The organism is Micromonospora maritima (assembly GCF_902825405.1).
Classification (GTDB): domain Bacteria; phylum Actinomycetota; class Actinomycetes; order Mycobacteriales; family Micromonosporaceae; genus Micromonospora; species Micromonospora maritima.
This window is the reverse complement of sequence record NZ_CADEAU010000057.1, coordinates 1-18,104: the sequence shown is the minus strand read 5'-3', so window position 1 is coordinate 18,104 and position 18,104 is coordinate 1. Positions and strand designations below refer to the sequence as shown.

The 18,104-nt window shown below is 71.5% G+C and carries 10 protein-coding genes; 5 read left to right on the top strand and 5 right to left on the bottom strand.

Annotated features, from left to right (window positions below):
* Both HUW36_RS08915 and pulA read left to right on the top strand, forming a co-directional pair.
* A partial coding sequence (locus HUW36_RS08915; protein ID WP_174527696.1) for a cellulose binding domain-containing protein occupies positions 1-419 on the top strand: 419 nt, incomplete at its 5' end.
* 128 nt (positions 420-547) lie between these two features.
* A complete protein-coding gene (pulA, locus tag HUW36_RS08910; protein WP_174527695.1) occupies positions 548-6,046 on the top strand; it encodes a pullulanase-type alpha-1,6-glucosidase in 5,499 nt (1,832 codons plus the stop codon).
* Between the two features lie 69 nt (positions 6,047-6,115).
* On the opposite strand, the gene HUW36_RS08905 is transcribed toward pulA, so the two are convergent.
* From HUW36_RS08905 to HUW36_RS08895, 3 genes are all read right to left on the bottom strand, one after another.
* Complete coding sequence (locus tag HUW36_RS08905) at positions 6,116-7,741, bottom strand: hypothetical protein (protein ID WP_246248004.1); 1,626 nt, start codon at positions 7,739-7,741, stop codon at positions 6,116-6,118.
* Positions 7,742-8,337: 596 nt separating this feature from the next.
* The gene (locus tag HUW36_RS08900) at positions 8,338-10,023 is read right to left on the bottom strand and encodes a hypothetical protein (RefSeq protein WP_246248002.1); all 1,686 of its coding nucleotides are present in this window, start codon (positions 10,021-10,023) and stop codon (positions 8,338-8,340) included.
* 265 nt (positions 10,024-10,288) lie between these two features.
* A complete protein-coding gene (locus HUW36_RS08895) occupies positions 10,289-11,764 on the bottom strand; it encodes an aminopeptidase P family protein (protein ID WP_174527692.1) in 1,476 nt (491 codons plus the stop codon).
* Between the two features lie 112 nt (positions 11,765-11,876).
* On the opposite strand from HUW36_RS08895, the gene asnB reads away from it, so the two are divergent.
* On the top strand, positions 11,877-13,838 hold the full coding sequence (gene asnB, locus HUW36_RS08890; RefSeq protein ID WP_174527691.1) for an asparagine synthase (glutamine-hydrolyzing): 1,962 nt from the start codon (positions 11,877-11,879) through the stop codon (positions 13,836-13,838).
* A gap of 57 nt (positions 13,839-13,895) precedes the next feature.
* Here asnB and HUW36_RS08885 read toward each other — a convergent pair whose 3' ends face one another.
* The gene (locus HUW36_RS08885; RefSeq protein ID WP_425487227.1) at positions 13,896-15,020 is read right to left on the bottom strand and encodes a lytic polysaccharide monooxygenase auxiliary activity family 9 protein; all 1,125 of its coding nucleotides are present in this window, start codon (positions 15,018-15,020) and stop codon (positions 13,896-13,898) included.
* A 327-nt stretch (positions 15,021-15,347) separates the two neighbouring features.
* On the opposite strand from HUW36_RS08885, the gene HUW36_RS08880 reads away from it, so the two are divergent.
* Complete coding sequence (locus HUW36_RS08880) at positions 15,348-16,277, top strand: carbohydrate kinase family protein (protein WP_174527690.1); 930 nt, start codon at positions 15,348-15,350, stop codon at positions 16,275-16,277.
* A 75-nt stretch (positions 16,278-16,352) separates the two neighbouring features.
* Here the strand turns inward: HUW36_RS08880 and HUW36_RS08875 are convergent, their stop codons facing one another.
* Entirely contained in the window at positions 16,353-17,576 is a 1,224-nt protein-coding gene (locus HUW36_RS08875) for a multidrug effflux MFS transporter (protein WP_174527689.1), read from the bottom strand.
* A gap of 83 nt (positions 17,577-17,659) precedes the next feature.
* Between HUW36_RS08875 and HUW36_RS08870 the strand changes: the two genes are divergently transcribed.
* The coding region (locus tag HUW36_RS08870; protein ID WP_174527688.1) for a MarR family winged helix-turn-helix transcriptional regulator at positions 17,660-18,104 on the top strand (445 nt) is incomplete at its 3' end.

Here is an 18,104-nt window from a genome sequence, read left to right as displayed (position 1 = left end):
GGTCGACCGTGCTGCCCGCCGCGCCGACGCCGGTCGTGCCGACGGTCAGCCCGCGCGGGGGTGGTCGACCGGCCCCGCCACCTCCTCCGCCGCCGGCTCCGCCGTCCGCGGTGACCGGCCGATACGCGGTGGTGAACAGCTTCGACGGCGGTTTCATCGGCGAGGTGCGGCTGGTCAACTCCGGCGACGCGGCGCAGGGTTGGACGGTGAGGGTGACGTATCCCGGCGGCCGGCTGGTCACGGCCTGGGTGCAGGGCGCCGAGCAGGGCACGTTCGGCTTCGCCGACGGTGTGCTCACCTACCGCAGCGGCGTCGATCTGGCCGCCGGTGCGTCGGTGCCGGTGCAGTTCCACATCGAGCGCGCGGACTCCCGTCCGGCGGGCTGCACGGTCGACGGCGTGACCTGCGCCGGGCTCTGAGTGGGCGGCGGCGTCAGCGCCTCGCTTGCAAGATGACTGCTTTGTTGCGGCATCGTTTGCAAGGTATTGCAGAATGTTTCGGCAAGGGCTAGCGTGCGGGCGAATCAGCGACCAGAGAAAGGCCGTCGATGAAACCGCCGCCGATATCCCCCAAGGCGCTGCTCGCCCTGGTCTCCTCCCTCGTACTCACCCTCGTCGGCGTTCCGGTGGCCCTCCACCAGCTGAACGCCGACGGCACCGACCGCGCCACCACCCCCAACGTGCTCGCGGCCGGCAACGCGCCGCAGTGGGACCGCGAACCGTCCGCCGACACGCTGCTCAAGGCCGGTCGCACCACCGCCAAGGCGGAGCAGTTCTACTTCGTGCTGCCGGACCGCTTCGCCAACGGCGACAAGCGCAACGACACCGGCGGCCTGCGCGGCGACCGGCTCGCCACCGGCCTCGACCCCAAGGACAAGGGCTTCTACCACGGCGGCGACCTCAAGGGCGTCATCGACAAGATGGACTACATCCAGGGGATGGGCACCACCGCCATCTGGCTGGCCCCGATCTTCAAGAACCGGCCGGTGCAGGGCACCGGTTCCGACGTCTCGGCCGGCTACCACGGCTACTGGATCACCGACTTCACCCAGGTCGACCCGCACTTCGGCACCAACGCCGAGCTGAAGAAGCTCGTCGACCTGGCGCACCGGCGCGGGATCAAGGTCTACCTCGACATCATCGTCAACCACACCGCCGACGTCATCCGGTACGCCGAGGACAAGTACGGCTACGTGGACAAGAAGACCGCGCCCTACACCGACGCGCAGGGGCGGGCGTTCGAGGACCGCAACTACGCCGACGGCACCCGGAAGTTCCCGGCGGTGAACGCGACGTCGTTCCCGTACACCCCGACGTTCGCCAGCCCGGCCGACGCGAAGGTCAAGGTCCCGGCGTGGCTCAACGACCCGACCATGTACCACAACCGTGGTGACTCGACCTTCGCCGGCGAGAACAGCGAGTACGGCGACTTCTTCGGCCTCGACGACCTGTGGACCGAGCGCCCCGAGGTCGTGCGCGGCATGACCGACATCTACGCCCAGTGGATCGGGAAGGCCGGTGTCGACGGCTTCCGCCTGGACACGGTCAAGCACGCCAACCTCGACTTCTGGCCGCAGTTCACCCGGGGCATCGACGCCGCCGCCGCGAAGGCCGGCAAGAAGGACTTCTTCATGTTCGGCGAGGTCTACAGCGCCGACCAGGAGATCGAGTCGACCTACGTCCGGCAGGGCGGCCTGCCCGCCACGCTCGACTTCTCGTTCCAGGAGGCGGCGCGCGGCTACACCGCCGCCGACGGCTCGGCCAAGGCGCTCGCCGACGTGTACGCCAAGGACGACCTCTACTCGGCCCGCGACACGAACGCGAACCGGCTCACCACGTTCCTCGGCAACCACGACATGGGTCGGATCGGCTCGTTCATCGCCGCGGCCGGCGGGGACGACGCCGCCCAGCTGCGCCGCGACCAGCTCGCCCACCAGCTGATGTTCCTGACCCGAGGCCAGCCGGTGGTCTACTCCGGCGACGAGCAGGGCTTCACCGGACCCGGCGGGGACAAGGACGCCCGCCAGGACATGTTCGCCTCGCGGACCGCGGACTACCTCGACGACGACCTGATCGGCACCACCCGCACCCACGCCGTCGACCAGTACGACACCCGGCACCCGCTCTACCGGACCATCGCCGAGCTGGGCAAGCTGCGGACGGCGCACCCGGCGCTGCGCGACGGCGTCCAGGTCACCCGGTACGCCGCCGACGGCCCGGGCGTCTTCGCGTTCTCCCGCGTCCTTGCGTCCGAGCGGGTGGAGTACGTCGCGGCCGTGAACAACGCCTCGACCCCGCAGACTGTCACGGTGGACACCTGGTCGGCCGGCACCCGCTTCACCGGCGTCTACGGCGGCGCCGCAGCCGCCACGGCCGGCGGCGACGGCAAGCTGAGCCTCACCGTGCCGGCGATGTCGGCCGTGGTGCTCAAGGCGGACCGGGCGATCCCGGCGGCCGGCGCGGCGCCGCGCGTCACGCTCACCGAGCCGGGTGACGCGCCGGTCCCCACCCGGACCGCGATCACCGCCCAGGTCGAGGGCGACCCGCTGGCCACCGTCACGTTCGCCGCCCGGGTCCCCGGCGGGAAGTGGACGCTGCTGGGCACGGCCGACCGCGCCCCGTACACCGTGCACCACGACCTGACCGGCCTGGCCGGCGGCACCACCGTCGAGTACAAGGCGGTGGTCCGAGACGGCAAGGGCCGTACCGCCACCGCCCGCACCACCGGCACGGTCGGCACCCCGGCCCAGGGCGCGTCCCGGGACTGGGCGATCGTGCACTACCAGCGCCCGGCCGGCGGGTACGACGACTGGGGGCTCTACACCTGGGGCGACATCGACCCGGCGTACGCCACCGAGTGGCCCACGGGGCAGCCGTTCGCCGGTGAGGACTCGTACGGCCGGTTCGCCTGGGTGAAGCTCAAGCCGGGCGCCAAGTCGGTCGGCTTCCTGGTGGTCGACAAAGACGGCAACAAGGACGTGGCGAACGACCGCACCATCGACGTGACCCAGACCGGTGAGGTCTGGGTGAAGCAGGGCGACCCGACGCTGTACCCGACCCGGCAGGCCGCCACCGGCGAGCCCGACCCGCCGGTCGACCAGGGCACCGCGGTCATCCACTGGCGCAAGGCCGACGGCAACTACGACGGCTGGGGCCTGCACCTGTGGGACGGCGCGGCCAACCCGACCGACTGGGCCGCCCCGCTGAAGCCGGAGAAGATCGACGCCTACGGCGCCGTGTTCCGGGTGCCCCTCGCCGCCGGCGCGACCGGGCTGAGCTACATCATCCACAAGGGCGACGAGAAGGATCAGCCGGACGACCAGCGGCTCGACCTGACCGCCGTCGGGCACGAGGTCTGGCTGCTGGCCGGGGTCAAGGGTCGGCTGCTGCCGGCCGCCACCACCGGCGCCGCCAAGGACCTCGACCTGACCAAGCAGAAGGCACAGTGGATCGACAGGTCCACCGTCGCCTGGGCCACCGGCCCGACCGACGGCAAGCGGTACGCGCTGGTCGCCGCCCCGGCCGGCGGCCTCGGCATCGCCGACGGCGAGCTGACCGGCACGTACACCACACTGCCGCTGCGGGCGCAGCGCAACGGGCTGACCGAGGCGCAACGGCAGGCGTACCCCCAGCTCTGGACCTATCGCGCGTTCACGCTGGACCGCGCCGACCTGGCCAAGGTGCCGGCGGCGCTGCGCGGGCAGCTCGTGGTCACCGAGCGGGACGCCGAGGGCACGCTGCTCGGCGCCACCGGGGTGCAGATCCCGGGCGTGCTCGACGACGTCTACGCGGCGGCGACCGGCGCGAAGCTCGGCCCGACGTTCGCCGGCCGGGTGCCCACCCTCGCGGTGTGGGCGCCGACCGCGCGGAAGGTGTCGCTGCAACTGTTCGACTCGCCGACGGCGCAGCCGAGCACGGTGGCGATGAGCCGCAACGACCGCACCGGCGTGTGGTCGGTGCGCGGCACCAAGGCCTGGGCCGGCCGTTACTACCGCTACCAGGTCGAGGCCTGGCAGCCGGCGGCGCAGAAGGTGGTCACCGCGTCGGTGACCGACCCGTACTCGGTGGCGCTCGCGCCGAACTCGACGCACAGCCAGATCGTCGACCTGACCGACCCGGCCCTGGCGCCGGCCGGCTGGTCGAAGCTGCGCAAGCCGGCGGCGGCGCCCGCGTCCAAGGCGCAGATCTCCGAGCTGTCGGTACGCGACTTCTCGATCGCCGACAGCACGGTCCCGGCGGAGAAGCGGGGCACCTACCTCGCCTTCACCGACCCGAACACCGCCGGGATGACGCACCTGCGGGCGCTCGGCGACGCCGGGGTCAACTACCTGCACCTGCTGCCGGCGTTCGACTTCGCCACCATTCCCGAAAAGCGGGCCGACCAGGCCCAGCCCGCCTGCGACCTGGCGAAGCTGCCGCCGGACTCGGACCAGCAGCAGAAGTGCGTCGCGGCGGTGGCCGAGACCGACGGCTACAACTGGGGGTACGACCCGCTGCACTACACCGTGCCGGAGGGCGGCTACGCGGTCGACCCGAGCGGCGCGAAGCGCACCACCGAGTTCCGGCAGATGGTCGCCGGGGTGAACCAGGCCGGCCTGCGGGTGGTCATGGACGTGGTCTACAACCACACCTCGGCGGCGGGCACCGATCCGAAGTCGGTGCTCGACCAGGTGGTGCCCGGCTACTACCACCGGCTGCTGGACGACGGCGCGGTCGCCAACTCGACGTGCTGCGCCAACACCGCCCCGGAGCACGCCATGATGGGCAAGCTCGTGGTGGACTCCCTCGTCACCTGGGCCAAGGCGTACAAGGTGGACGGGTTCCGGTTCGACCTGATGGGCCACCACCCGAAGGCGAACATCCTGGCCGTGCGGGCCGCGCTGGACAAGCTCACGCTCGCCCGGGACGGGGTCGACGGCCGGAAGATCCTGCTCTACGGCGAGGGCTGGAACTTCGGCGAGGTCGCCAACGACGCCCGCTTCGTCCAGGCCACCCAGGCCAACATGGCCGGCACCGGGATCGGCACGTTCAACGACCGGCTCCGCGACGCGGTGCGCGGCGGCGGTCCGTTCGACGCCAACCCTCGCGTGCAGGGCTTCGCCTCCGGCCTGTTCACCGACCCGAACGGGGACGCGGTGAACGGCTCGGCGGCCGAGCAGAAGGCCCGGCTGCTGCACGCCCACGACCTGATCAAGGTGGGCCTGACCGGCAACCTGCGCGACTACCGGTTCACCGACTCCGCCGGGAGGACGGTCACCGGCGCGCAGGTCGACTACAACGGCTCCCCGGCCGGCTACACGGCCGCACCGGGCGAGGCGGTCACGTACGTCGACGCGCACGACAACGAGATCCTCTACGACGCGCTGGCGTACAAGCTGCCGCAGGGAACCTCGGCGCAGGACCGGGCGCGGATGCAGGTGCTCGCGCTGGCCACCACCGCGCTGGGGCAGGGCACCGGGTTCGTGACGACCGGCTCGGAGCGGCTGCGGTCGAAGTCGCTGGACCGCAACTCGTACAACTCCGGCGACTGGTTCAACCAGATCCGCTGGGACTGCGCCCAGGGCAACGGATTCGGCGCCGGCCTGCCGCCGGAGCAGGACAACAAGGACAAGTGGCCGTACGCGAAGCCGCTGCTGGCCGATCCGAAGCTGGTGCCGGACTGCGCGGCGGTCGACCTGGCCGACGCCCGGTACGCGGAGCTGCTGCGGGTCCGACGGTCCTCGCCGGTGTTCGGCCTGTCCACCGCCGACCAGGTGCAGAAGCGGGTCGCGTTCCCGCTGTCCGGGGAGAAGGAGACCCCGGGCGTGCTCACCATGACCCTGGACGCCCGCGGGCTGGACGGGAAGTGGAAGTCGGTGACCGTCGTCTTCAACGCCACCCCGGAGACGGCGAAGCAGACCGTGAGCGGTCTGCGCGGCGCGAACGTGGCGCTGCACCCGGTGCTGCGTGACTCGGCCGATCCGGCGCTGCGGGCGGCCTCGTTCGACCGGGCCGCGGGCACGTTCACCGTGCCGGCGCGCAGCGTGGCGGTCTTCGTGCAGAGCTGATCCCACAAGCGGACCGGCCCCCCTGCCAGTGCTGGCAGGGGGGCCGGTCCGTACCCCGGGACAGTCAGGTCAGTTGAAGCAGTCCTCGACGGTGTTGGCGCAGTTGGTGGGGTCGTTGTTGCTGATGAGGGACTCGTCGTCGAGCTTGACGCGTCCTTCGTTGTTGAGGACGCCGCCGGCGACGCGGTGCAGCTTGCTGGAGTCGGTGGCGGTGTTCTTGGTGACGTGGGTCTTGGTCAGGGTGATCTTGGCCTTGTTGTTGAAGATGCCGCCGCCGTTGAGGGCGGTGTTGCCCTTGACCAGGGTGTCGCGGATGGTGAGGGTGGCGTTGTCGTCCTTGTCGTGCTCGCGGGTGAGGAAGCCGTCTTCGATCTTGACGAGCCATTCGCCGTTGAAGATGCCGCCGCCGAAGCGGTTGGCGGTGTTGTCGGCGATGACGCTGTCCGAGATGGTGGCGCTGGCCTCGTCCTTGTTGTTGGGGTAGCCCCAGTGCTTGCCGCCGGTGACGACGACGCCGCCGCCGTTGCCGTCGGCGTGGTTGCCGACGACGTGGACCTTGTCGAGGTCGAGGTCGGTGTTCTCGGCGTAGACGCCACCGCCGTTCTCGCAGGCGGTGTTGCCGCCGATCGCGGTGAAGGAGACGGTGACGGTGCCGCCGCTGCTGAACAGGCCGCCGCCGTTCTTGCCGGCGCGGTTGTGCGACAGGGTGGACTTGATGCCGTCCTTGCCGTGGTCGGAGCCGACGATCTCGACGGTGCCGGCCTCGTCGTGCTTGCCCTTGGGGTCGTAGCCCTTCAGGGCCGAGGCTTCGGCGTCGTGGCCGTCGTGCTTGCCGGGCAGGCCGTTGCCGTTGGCGATGCCGCCGCCGTTGCCGCCGGCGGTGTTGTCGTCGACGTGGGACTCTTCGACCTTGAGTACGCCCTGGTTGAAGATGCCGCCGCCGTCGCCCTGGGCGTGGTTGCCGTAGACCTTGCTGTCCTCGACCCAGACGCGGCCGTAGTTGGCGATCGCGCCGCCGTTGCCCTCGGCGTTGTTGTCGGTGAGCTTGACCTGGGACAGGTGGGCCTTGCCGCCGCGCTCGACCAGCAGCGCGCCGCCGTCACCCTCGCCCCGCTTCTCGTCGCCGCCCGCCGGCCCCGACGCCGTCGGCGTGGGTGGCGCCCCACCGCCGCCGTACTTGAACTCGTTGGCGTTGCCGCCCTTGACGGTGAGGTCCTTGAGGGTCAGGGCGCCGCCGTCGACGACGCGGAAGATCCGGAAGGTGTCCTCGGCGTCGCGCTTGATGGTGGAGCCGTTGCCCTTGATGGTGACGTCCTGCTTGATCTCGGGCAGGCCGCCGCCGAACTTGCGGTCCTTGACGTCGACCTCGTAGGTGCAGTTCTCGGCCAGCTTCAGGGTGCCGCCGTGGTCCCGGTTGGTCAGGTCCAGCGCGTCGACCAGGGCGTCGTCGTCACAGGGCACCTCACGGACCTTGCCGTGGTCGTCCTTGTCACCCCACTCGCCCCACTCGCCCTTGTCCCGGCCCTCCTGGCCACGGTCCTTGCCGTCCTTGCCGTGCCCGTCGCGGCCGTACTCGTCCTCGCCGTACTTGCCCTCGTCGTCGCCGTGGGCGTCGTCGCTGAGCTGCTGCGCGGTCGACCACTTCACGTCGGCGAGCCGGTGCGGACCGGTGACCCCGGTCGTCGCGTAGGCCACGCCGGCGAGGCTGACCGCTCCGGTCAGGCCTACGACGCCGGTGGCGAGCCAGAGACGGCGACGCCGGAGCGGGGAGACGGTCTCACGGGTGGCGTCATCGTTATTGCGAAGGTAGTTGGACATCGGAGCTCTCTGCCCTCTCCTTGTACCTGACAAGGTCGCTTCGCCACGGCGAGGCGGCCTTCGCTACAAATCGGTTGTAGCTGCTGAACATGAACGTATGAGAACCTTCTTCGCCTCGTGGCCATATACGAAAAAAACCCGCATAAGGGTGCGGGTGGGTCGCGGCGGCGCAGCAGGGACGGGAGGCCCCGGTCGGGGACACCGCGCCGGGACAGGCGATGCGGGAGGCGCGACGGACGGTCGGGAGGCGAACGCGGGCGGCGGACATGAGGGCCAGAGAGCGATATACCGCTCAGTCATATTTATGACCAGGAGTCATATCGTTCGTGATGCGTCCGGCTAGCCGCCGCGACACGCCCCGCGGCGTCGAGGTCTGGCCGCACGGGGCAGGAACCGCGACAAGCGACGCCGGGTCCGGAGCCCTCCTCCCGCCGCGCGCGGCGGGAGAAGGGCTCCGGCGGTTATGTGGTGGTTCAGTTGAAGCAGTCCTCGACGGTGTTGGCGCAGTTGGTGGGGTCGTTGTTGCTGATGAGGGACTCGTCGTCGAGCTTGACGCGTCCTTCGTTGTTGAGGACGCCGCCGGCGACGCGGTGCAGCTTGCTGGAGTCGGTGGCGGTGTTCTTGGTGACGTGGGTCTTGGTCAGGGTGATCTTGGCCTTGTTGTTGAAGATGCCGCCGCCGTTGAGGGCGGTGTTGCCCTTGACCAGGGTGTCGCGGATGGTGAGGGTGGCGTTGTCGTCCTTGTCGTGCTCGCGGGTGAGGAAGCCGTCTTCGATCTTGACGAGCCATTCGCCGTTGAAGATGCCGCCGCCGAAGCGGTTGGCGGTGTTGTCGGCGATGACGCTGTCCGAGATGGTGGCGCTGGCCTCGTCCTTGTTGTTGGGGTAGCCCCAGTGCTTGCCGCCGGTGACGACGACGCCGCCGCCGTTGCCGTCGGCGTGGTTGCCGACGACGTGGACCTTGTCGAGGTCGAGGTCGGTGTTCTCGGCGTAGACGCCACCGCCGTTCTCGCAGGCGGTGTTGCCGCCGATCGCGGTGAAGGAGACGGTGACGGTGCCGCCGCTGCTGAACAGGCCGCCGCCGTTCTTGCCGGCGCGGTTGTGCGACAGGGTGGACTTGATGCCGTCCTTGCCGTGGTCGGAGCCGACGATCTCGACGGTGCCGGCCTCGTCGTGCTTGCCCTTGGGGTCGTAGCCCTTCAGGGCCGAGGCTTCGGCGTCGTGGCCGTCGTGCTTGCCGGGCAGGCCGTTGCCGTTGGCGATGCCGCCGCCGTTGCCGCCGGCGGTGTTGTCGTCGACGTGGGACTCTTCGACCTTGAGTACGCCCTGGTTGAAGATGCCGCCGCCGTCGCCCTGGGCGTGGTTGCCGTAGACCTTGCTGTCCTCGACCCAGACGCGGCCGTAGTTGGCGATCGCGCCGCCGTTGCCCTCGGCGTTGTTGTCGGTGAGCTTGACCTGGGACAGGTGGGCCTTGCCGCCGCGCTCGACCAGCAGCGCGCCGCCGTCACCCTCGCCCCGCTTCTCGTCGCCGCCCGCCGGCCCCGACGCCGTCGGCGTGGGTGGCGCCCCACCGCCGCCGTACTTGAACTCGTTGGCGTTGCCGCCCTTGACGGTGAGGTCCTTGAGGGTCAGGGCGCCGCCGTCGACGACGCGGAAGATCCGGAAGGTGTCCTCGGCGTCGCGCTTGATGGTGGAGCCGTTGCCCTTGATGGTGACGTCCTGCTTGATCTCGGGCAGGCCGCCGCCGAACTTGCGGTCCTTGACGTCGACCTCGTAGGTGCAGTTCTCGGCCAGCTTCAGGGTGCCGCCGTGGTCCCGGTTGGTCAGGTCCAGCGCGTCGACCAGGGCGTCGTCGTCACAGGGCACCTCACGGACCTTGCCGTGGTCGTCCTTGTCACCCCACTCGCCCCACTCGCCCTTGTCCCGGCCCTCCTGGCCACGGTCCTTGCCGTCCTTGCCGTGCTCGTCGCTCCCGCGGGAGTCCTTGTCGGAGTGCTGCGGCGCCGCGGCGTGGTTGTCCGCCACCGGCTCCGTGCCGCCGGACTTGTCGTCCCGAGCGGCGAGGCCACCCAGCGCCGCCAGACCGACGACGCCGGTCAGCCCGGCCACGCCGGTGGCGACCCAGAGCGCCCGTCGCCTGCTCGTCGGCGGGGTGGCCATGGGGGCCCCTCCGTCGGGTGTCGTTACGTCGTTGGACATGAGAGCCTTCCGCCCTTTCGGTTCTACCCAAACGGGTCGCACCGCCCCAGGCCGGGCGACCAGCTACAAACCGGTTGTAGCCTCTGTTCGACACCGTATGAGAAGGATCCTCGCGAGGAAGACGTATCCGAAAAAAGCCCGCATTCGGTCCATGAAGGCGCAAACGGCGGGCCCCACCACCGTCCTGCGGTGGTGGGGCCCGCCGTGGGGTCGAGCGGCCCGAAGGTCAGCCGGGCAGGCGGGGGCCCGCCTCGCGCTGCTCGGCCAGCCAGGTCTCCACCTCGTCCGAGCGGCGCGGCAGACCGGCCGAGAGGTTCACCGGACCGTCGGCGGTGACGAGGATGTCGTCCTCGATCCGCACGCCGATGCCCCGCAGCTCCTCGGGGACCAGCTCGTCCTCCGGCTGGAAGTAGAGCCCCGGCTCGACGGTGAGCACGTAGCCCTCGCCGAGCGGGCCGTCGCGATAGGTCTCCTTGCGCGCGTTGGCGCAGTCGTGCACGTCGATGCCGAGCATGTGGCTCGTGCCGTGCAGGGTCCACCGGCGGTAGACCGTGGAGGCCGGGTCCATCGCCTCGTCCACGCTCACCGGCAGCAGGCCGAGGTCCTTCAGCGCCTCGGCCAGCACCCGCATCGAGGCCAGGTGCACGTCCCGGAAGCCCACCCCCGGCTTGCACATGTCGATGCCGGCCTGCTGGGCGGCGTAGACGGCGTCGTAGACCTGGCGCTGCAACGGGGTGAACCGGCCGTCGACCGGCAGCACCCGGGTGACGTCGGCGGTGTAGAGGTTGCGGTTCTCCACACCCATGTCCATCAGCAACAGGTCGCCCGGGCGGGTGGCGCCGTGGTTGTGCACCCAGTGCAGGATCGTGGCGTGCTCGCCGGCCCCGACGATCGAGCCGTAGCCCACGTCGTTGCCGTCGTGCCGGGCGCGCAGCGCGAAGACGCCCTCCAGCAGCCGCTCGGAGACCGCGCGGTCGGCCGGAAGCGCGCGGGCCACGTCCTCGAAGCCGCGCACGGTGGCGTCGCACGCCTCCTGGAGCTGCGCGATCTCCCACTCGTCCTTGACGAGCTTCAGCTCCGAGATCGCGATGGCCAGCTCCCGGTCGCGGCCCGGCTGGCCCTCGGCGCGCGGACCGTCGTACCGGCGCACCGCGGCGTCCACCCGGGCGTCGAAACCGCGCAGCACCCGGGTCCGCCCCGGCGCCAGCTCGGCCAGCGCCGCGTCCAGCTCGCTCAGATCGGCTGTCGGCAGGCCCAGCTCGGTCGACTTCTCCCGCAGCGTCGGCCGGCGGCCCACCCACAGCTCGCCATGGCGGCTGCGGAAGAACTCGTCGGTCGCCCGGGACGAACGGGGGCGCATGAACAGCGTGGCCTCGCCGCCCGGCCGCAGCACCAGCACGCTGTCGGGCTCCAGGTCGCCGGTCAGGTACGCGAAGTCGCTGCCCGGCCGGAACCGGTGGTCGGTGTCGTTGGCGCGTACCTTCTCGGTGCCGGTGGGGATGACGAGCGTCTCGCCCGGGAAGGCCTCGGCCAGCGCGGCCCGCCGCTTGGCGTGGTTGGGCACCTCCGGCCTCGGCGTGACCGACAGCTCGGTGTCCCGCCAGCCCTGCCGCATGAACGACAGGAACGCCTCCGGGAAGTCCGGGTCGTGCGACTCCGTGCCGTCCGCCGGCTTGCCCTGCTGCGTCCGCTCCTCGGCCATGATCTGCCCTCCCTGCGCCTCGTCGCTGGTCCCGACGGTACCGCGCGCACGTCAGCGGGAGGTGCCTGCGGTGCCGCGACGACGGCTTCCGGCGCGTGGAAAGATGGCCCCCATGTGCGGACTCCTGGCCTTCTTCAGCGCGCGCGGCGACGCCGCCGCCCACCGCGACCACATCGCCGGCGCACTGGAGTGCCTGCACCACCGTGGCCCGGACGAGACCGGGGTCGAGGTGGTCGGCGACGCCTCCGGCCGGTACGCGGACGGCGTGTTCGCGCACAAGCGCCTGGCCATCATCGACGTGGCGCTCAGCCACGAGCCCCTGCCCTACGCCGGCGGCCGCTACCTGCTCACCTTCAACGGCGAGATCTACAACTACATCGAGCTGCGGGACGAGCTGATCCGCGACTACGGGGCCCAGTTCGCCACGAACGGCGACGGCGAGGTGATCGTCGCCGGCTACCACTACTGGGGTGAGCAGGTGCTCACCAAGCTGCGCGGCATGTTCGCGTTCGTGATCTGGGACCGGCAGGAGCGGCGGGCCTTCGGCGCCCGGGACTACTTCGGCATCAAGCCGCTGCACTACCTGGAGACCCAGGACGGCCTCTACCTGGCCTCGGAGAAGAAGGCGCTGCTGCCGTTCGCGCACTCGGCCTACCAGGGCGACGCCGGCATCGACACCGCCAACCTGAGCCACTACCTGACCCTCCAGTACGTCCCGGAGCCGGGCACGCTGCACAGGGGGATCAGCCGGATCGGCTCGGGGGAGTACCTCACCTGGACCCCGGGCGGCCGGATCGAGGTGCGCCGCTGGTACCGGCCGGTGTTCCGCCCGGCCCCGGTCTCCGACGAGCAGAAGCTCTACCACGAGATCCGGGAGACGCTGCGCGAGAGCGTCCGGATGCACATGCGCTCGGACGTGCCGGTCGGCTCGTTCCTGTCCAGCGGCATCGACTCGACCGCGGTGGTGGCGCTGGCCCGCGAGTTCAACCCGAACATCCTCACCTTCACGGTCGGCTACGACGTGCCCGGCTACTCCGAGATCGACGTGGCCCAGGACTCGGCCCGGCACCTCGACGTGACGACCATCCCGACCAAGATCGGGCCGCAGGACATGATCGACGCGCTGCCGAAGATCGTCTGGCACCTGGACGACCCGGTCGCCGACCCGGCCCTGGTGCCGCTCTACTTCGTGGCGAAGAAGGCCGCCGAGCACGTCACCGTGGTGCTCTCCGGCGAGGGTGCGGACGAGTTCTTCGGCGGTTACACGATCTACCGCGAGCCGCTCTCGCTCAGCACCGTCAACGGCCTGCCGGACGGCGTGCAGAAGGGGCTGCGGGCGGTCTCCAAGGCCATCCCGCAGGGGGTCAAGGGCAAGAGCTTCCTGGAGCGCGGCACCACCCCGATCGAACAGCGCTACTACGGCAACGCGCGGATGTTCACCGAGGAGGAGAAGCAGCACCTGCTGCGCCGCTACGACCCCTCGGTGCGCTACACCGACGTCACCGCGCCGATCTACGCCGAGTGCACCGAGCTGGACGACGTCACCAAGATGCAGTACGTCGACCTCTACACCTGGCTGCGCGGCGACATCCTGGTCAAGGCCGACCGGATCTCGATGGCGCACTCGCTGGAGGTCCGGGTGCCGTTCCTGGACCGGGAGGTGTTCAACGTCGCCGCCGGCATCCCGGTCGACCTGAAGCTGCCGCCCCGCTCCGAGGCCACCAAGTACGCCATGCGCCAGGCGCTGCAGGGCGTGGTGCCGCCGGCCATCGTCAACCGCAAGAAGCTCGGCTTCCCCACCCCGACCCGGGTGTGGCTGCGCGGCGAGATGTACGAGTGGGCCCGGCACGTGCTGTCCACCTCCGGCGCGGGCGACCTGATCGACCTGTCGTACGCGCTGCGGCTGCTGGACGAGCACAAGCGGGAGGAGGCCGACCACTCCCGGAAGGTGTGGACCGTGCTGATCTTCTGCATCTGGCACGCGATCTTCGTGGCGAAGACGCTCGACCCGGGCATCCAGCGCAACCAGTCCGCGCTGCTGACCAAGCCGGTCGTGGGCAGCATGGTGCGCTGACCGCACACGGTGAAGGGCCCCCGGGGGAACACCCCCGGGGGCCTTCTCAGTGCGGGGTCACCGACCGGTGCAGGTGACCGTTGGCAGGGTGTTGGTGCCGGAGGTGTTCGCGGTGAAGCCGAACGTGGTGGTGCCCTCCGGCGGGACGCTGCCGTTGTAGGAGGCGTTGGTGACCGTCACCGACGCCCCGCTGCCGCTCAGCGTGCCGTTCCACACCTGGTTGATGGTCTGGCCGCTCGGCCAGGTCCAGTTCGCCGTCCACCCGGCGTACGTCCGGGTGCTGTGGTTCATGATCATGACCTCGCCCTGGAAGCCGCCCTGCCAGGCGCTGACCACCTTGTAGACCGCCATGCAGGCGCCGGCCGGCATGGTCGACGTCGAGGTGGGCGTGGGCGTCGGCGTGGTCGGCGTGGGCGTCGGGGTGGTCGGGGTCGGCGTGGGGGTGGTCGGCGTGGGCGTCGGCGTACCGCCGCCCGAGCCGATCCCGGTCACCTCGCCGTTGCCGCCGTCGAACGTCACGTCGGAGCAGCCGAAGAAGTTCTCCTGGCTGTCCGAGCGGACCCAGCGCGAGTAGATGATGTGCCGGCCGCTCTTGTTGGTCGGCAGGTTGCCGGTGAAGTAGTAGTGCCCGTCGTTGGTGCCGACCGCGCCGCGCTGCGGCGGGTTGGTCACCTGCAGGAACGGCTGCTCCTCCAGGTCGCTCCAGGCCAGCGGGCGGGTCGGGCTCCAGCTGTCCTTGGTGACGTAGAAGTAGAACGTGCCCGGGTGGTGGGCCCAGTTGCTGTAGCGGAACTCCATCGACCGCCCGGCCGTCAGGTGCGTGAGCGGCCAGTCGTTGCGCGCCGCGTCGTAGCCGCTGAAGTTGGGGTTCCCGCCGCTGCACAGCTTGCCGTCGGGGATGAACCCGACGGTGCGCCCGCCCGCGTCCGAGCGCAGCACGCTGAACCAGTTGTAGAGCGAGTTCGCCCCGTTCTCGGCGACCGCGGCGGAGCAGGCGGGGTTGTTCGGGCGGATCTCACCGGTGCCGGAGAGGCCGTCCTTCCAGCACAGGTAGGTCCGGGCGCCCGGCGTCATGGCCGCGCCGTGGGCGGCCGCCGGATCGGAGTGGGAGGCCAGGGCGAACGCGCCCAGGGCCAGGGTGAGGGCCGCGGTGACCAGCGCGGCCGTACGGGATCGGTGCACGGGGATCTCCTGACTGGCGGAGCGCGACCTGCCTTCGGCGCGCCCCGCTGCGACGAGCGGATGCGACGATCGCGGTGCCCGCGCCCGGCGGTCGGCGTGCGGCCGGAACCGTCGGGGGACGCGCACCGCCTGCGGTCCGTGCCACGGACCGTGGGTGCCCTCGCGTCGGCTCGACCCGGCGGCGCGGCAGCCCACCGCGCCCTCCCGGCAGCGCCATCCCATCACGTCGGGCCGCCGTATGCAATAGCCGCTGGTCGATGCCCGGGTCCCGTCGCGCCGGATCCCGGCATGCGCCAGGATCGGGGGAGGACGAGGAGAGGAGCCAGGATGGGGTACGCGGTGGTGCTCGGCGAGGCGTTGGTCGACCTGCTCGACGCCGAGCACGACGGGGAACCCGTCTACCGGCAGGCGATCGGCGGCGGACCGCTCAACGTGGCGGTGGCGGTCGCCCGGCTCGGCGGGGACGTGCAGTTCGTCGGCTCGCTCGGCGACGACGCGCTGGCCGGGCGGATCCGTACCTTCCTCACCGCGGCCGGCGTCGGGGTGGCGGGCGCGGTGACCGTGCCCGCCCCGACCGCGCTGGCGGTGGCCACCTTCGCCGGACCGGAGCCGGAGTTCCGCTTCTACGGCGAGCCCCGCTCGTACGCCCTGCTCGGCCCGGACGACCTGGACGTGGCGCTGGTGGAGGGCGCCGACGTGGTCTACTGCGGCTCGATCGTGCTGCTCGACCCGCCGGTGCTGGCCGCCGCGCGGCGCGCGTGGGCGATCGCGGGTGGCCTGCGGGTGTTCGACCCGAACGTCCGCCCCAGCCTGCTCACCGCGCCGGACGCGCTGGACCGGCTGCGCGGGGTGGTCGCCGAGTTCGCCGCCGGGGCGCACCTGGTCAAGCTCAGCAGCGCCGACGCCCGGGTGCTCTACCCGCACGAGCCGGTCGAGGGCGTCGCCGCGTACCTGCGGGAGCTGGGCGCGACCACCGTCGTGGTCACGCTCGGCGCGGATGGCGCCCTGGTCGCCGCCGCCGACGACGTGGTGCGCATCCCCGCGCCGAAGGTCGACGCGGTGGACGCCACCGGTGCGGGTGACTCGGTGATGGGCGCGCTGGTGGCCGACCTGCTCGCCGCCGGTGAACCGGCCGACGCGCTCGGCTGGCGGGAGCGGGTGGCGTTCGCGCTCCGGGTGGCCGGGCTGGTCTGCGAGTCCCCCGGCGGCGCCACCGCCATGCCCACCCGTGCCGCCGTCACCGCCCGCTTCGCGTGAAAGGAAGGGCCCCTTCTTAACGCCTCCGGTAGAGGAGGGGCCCCCTGTTAACACCCCGGCCCGGGGCGCCGGAGGTCAGCGGGGGCGGGTGAGGGTCAGGACGGCGGTGAGGGAGAGGGCGGCCGCGCCGGCCAGGACGGTGGCCATGGGGAGGGCGCTGCCCTCGCCGCCGAGGCCGACCAGGGGCGCGGCGAGCGCGCCGACCACCGACTGGACGCCACCCATCAGCGCGGCGGCGGTGCCGGCGTGACGGGCGTGTGCGTCAAGCGCCAGCGCGGTGCTGTTCGGCATCACCATGCCCAGTGAGCCGACGAAGGCGAACAGCGCCATCGCGGTCAGCGCCAGACTGCCGGCGAGCGCGCCGGTCAGCACGCCCGTCGCGGTGACCAGGCCGACCACGAGCGTGGTGACAAGCAGTCGGCGCGGGCTGAAGCGGTCGAGCAGCCGCGCGTTGAGCTGCCCGGTGGCGACCAGGGCGAGCGCGTTGACGCCGAAGATCACGCTGAACACCGTGGCGGAGACGCCGAAGACGTCCTGGAACACGAACGACGACCCCGAGATGTACGCGAACAGCCCGGCGAACGCGAAGCCCTGGGTCAGCGCGTACCCGAGGTAGACCCGGTCGGCGGCCAGTGACCGCATGGTGCGGGCGGTGGCGCCCAGGCCGCCGGCGCTGCGGCGCTCCACGGGCAGGGTCTCCGGCAGGCGCAGCGCGACCGCGACGGCGAGCAGCGCGCCGATGACGGCCAGGGCGACGAAGACGGCCCGCCAGGAGCCGAACCGGAGCACCAGGCTGCCCACGCTGGGCGCGGCCACCGGCGCCACGCCGAAGACCAGGGTGAGTCGGGAGAAGTACTTCGCGGCGTCCCGACCGGAGTAGAGGTCGCGGACCACCGCGCGGGCGACCACCACGCCCATGCCGCCGGCCACGCCCTGGACGAACCGCGTGGCGGCCAGCAGCGGAGCGTTCGGCGCCGCGGCGCAGGCCAGCGCGAGCACGGCGTACGCGACGACGCCGACCAGCACCGGTCGGCGCCGCCCCCAGCGGTCGCTCAGCGGGCCGGTGACCAGTTGGCCCAGCGCCAGGCCGACCAGGCAGGTGGTCAGTGAGAGCTGGATGCCGGCCTGGTCGGCGCCGAGCTCGCGGGTCATCGCGGGGAACGCCGGCAGGTACATGTCCAGCGAGAGCGGGCCGATCGCGGTGAGCGTGCCGAGCAGCACCAGCAGGGTCACGCCGCCGCCGGCCGCGGCGGGACGGTCGACGGTCGGGCGCGCGGCGGTCCGCACGGTGTGGCTCACGAGAGGTTCCCCCTGGATCTGGTGCGTTCCGGGTAACCTTATCTCTGTAGTCAGAACTATTGCGCTGTGAAGCAGGTGACTCCGTGGCGACCGACGAGGAGATCGCGCGCTTCGGTGCCGTAGTCGGGGAACTGCACCGGCTGCTGCGCCGCCGGACCGTCGCCCGCGCCGCCCGGGAGCCGCTGCCCGAGGCCCAGGTGGAGCTGCTTCTGCTGGTCCGGGCCGCCCCGGGCCTCAGCGGCAAGGAGGTGGCCCGCCGGCTCGGCACCGCGCCGAACACGGTCAGCACCCTGGTGCGCGATCTCACCGCCGCCGGTCTGCTGGCCCGCGAGCGCGACCCCGTCGACCGCCGGGTGGTCCGGCTGCACGTCACCGAGGCGGCCCGCCGGCGGATGGCCGACCACGAGGTCCACCGCTGCGCGCTGCTGACCGAGTCGCTCGCCGAGCTGGATCCCGCGGCCCGGGCGGCCGTCCTGGCCGCCGCCCCGCACCTCGACGCGCTGCTCACCGCCCTGCGTGACCGCCCCT

Bases quoted from the DNA above. Each gene is read 5' to 3' on its own strand.
- HUW36_RS08880 (WP_174527690.1), top strand. From the start codon at position 15,348: ATGGGGTACGCGGTGGTGCTCGGCGAGGCGTTGGTCGACCTGCTCGAC.
- HUW36_RS08900 (WP_246248002.1), bottom strand. From the start codon at position 10,023: ATGGCCACCCCGCCGACGAGCAGGCGACGGGCGCTCTGGGTCGCCACC.
- pulA (WP_174527695.1), top strand. From the start codon at position 548: ATGAAACCGCCGCCGATATCCCCCAAGGCGCTGCTCGCCCTGGTCTCC.
- HUW36_RS08895 (WP_174527692.1), bottom strand. From the start codon at position 11,764: ATGGCCGAGGAGCGGACGCAGCAGGGCAAGCCGGCGGACGGCACGGAG.
- asnB (WP_174527691.1), top strand. From the start codon at position 11,877: ATGTGCGGACTCCTGGCCTTCTTCAGCGCGCGCGGCGACGCCGCCGCC.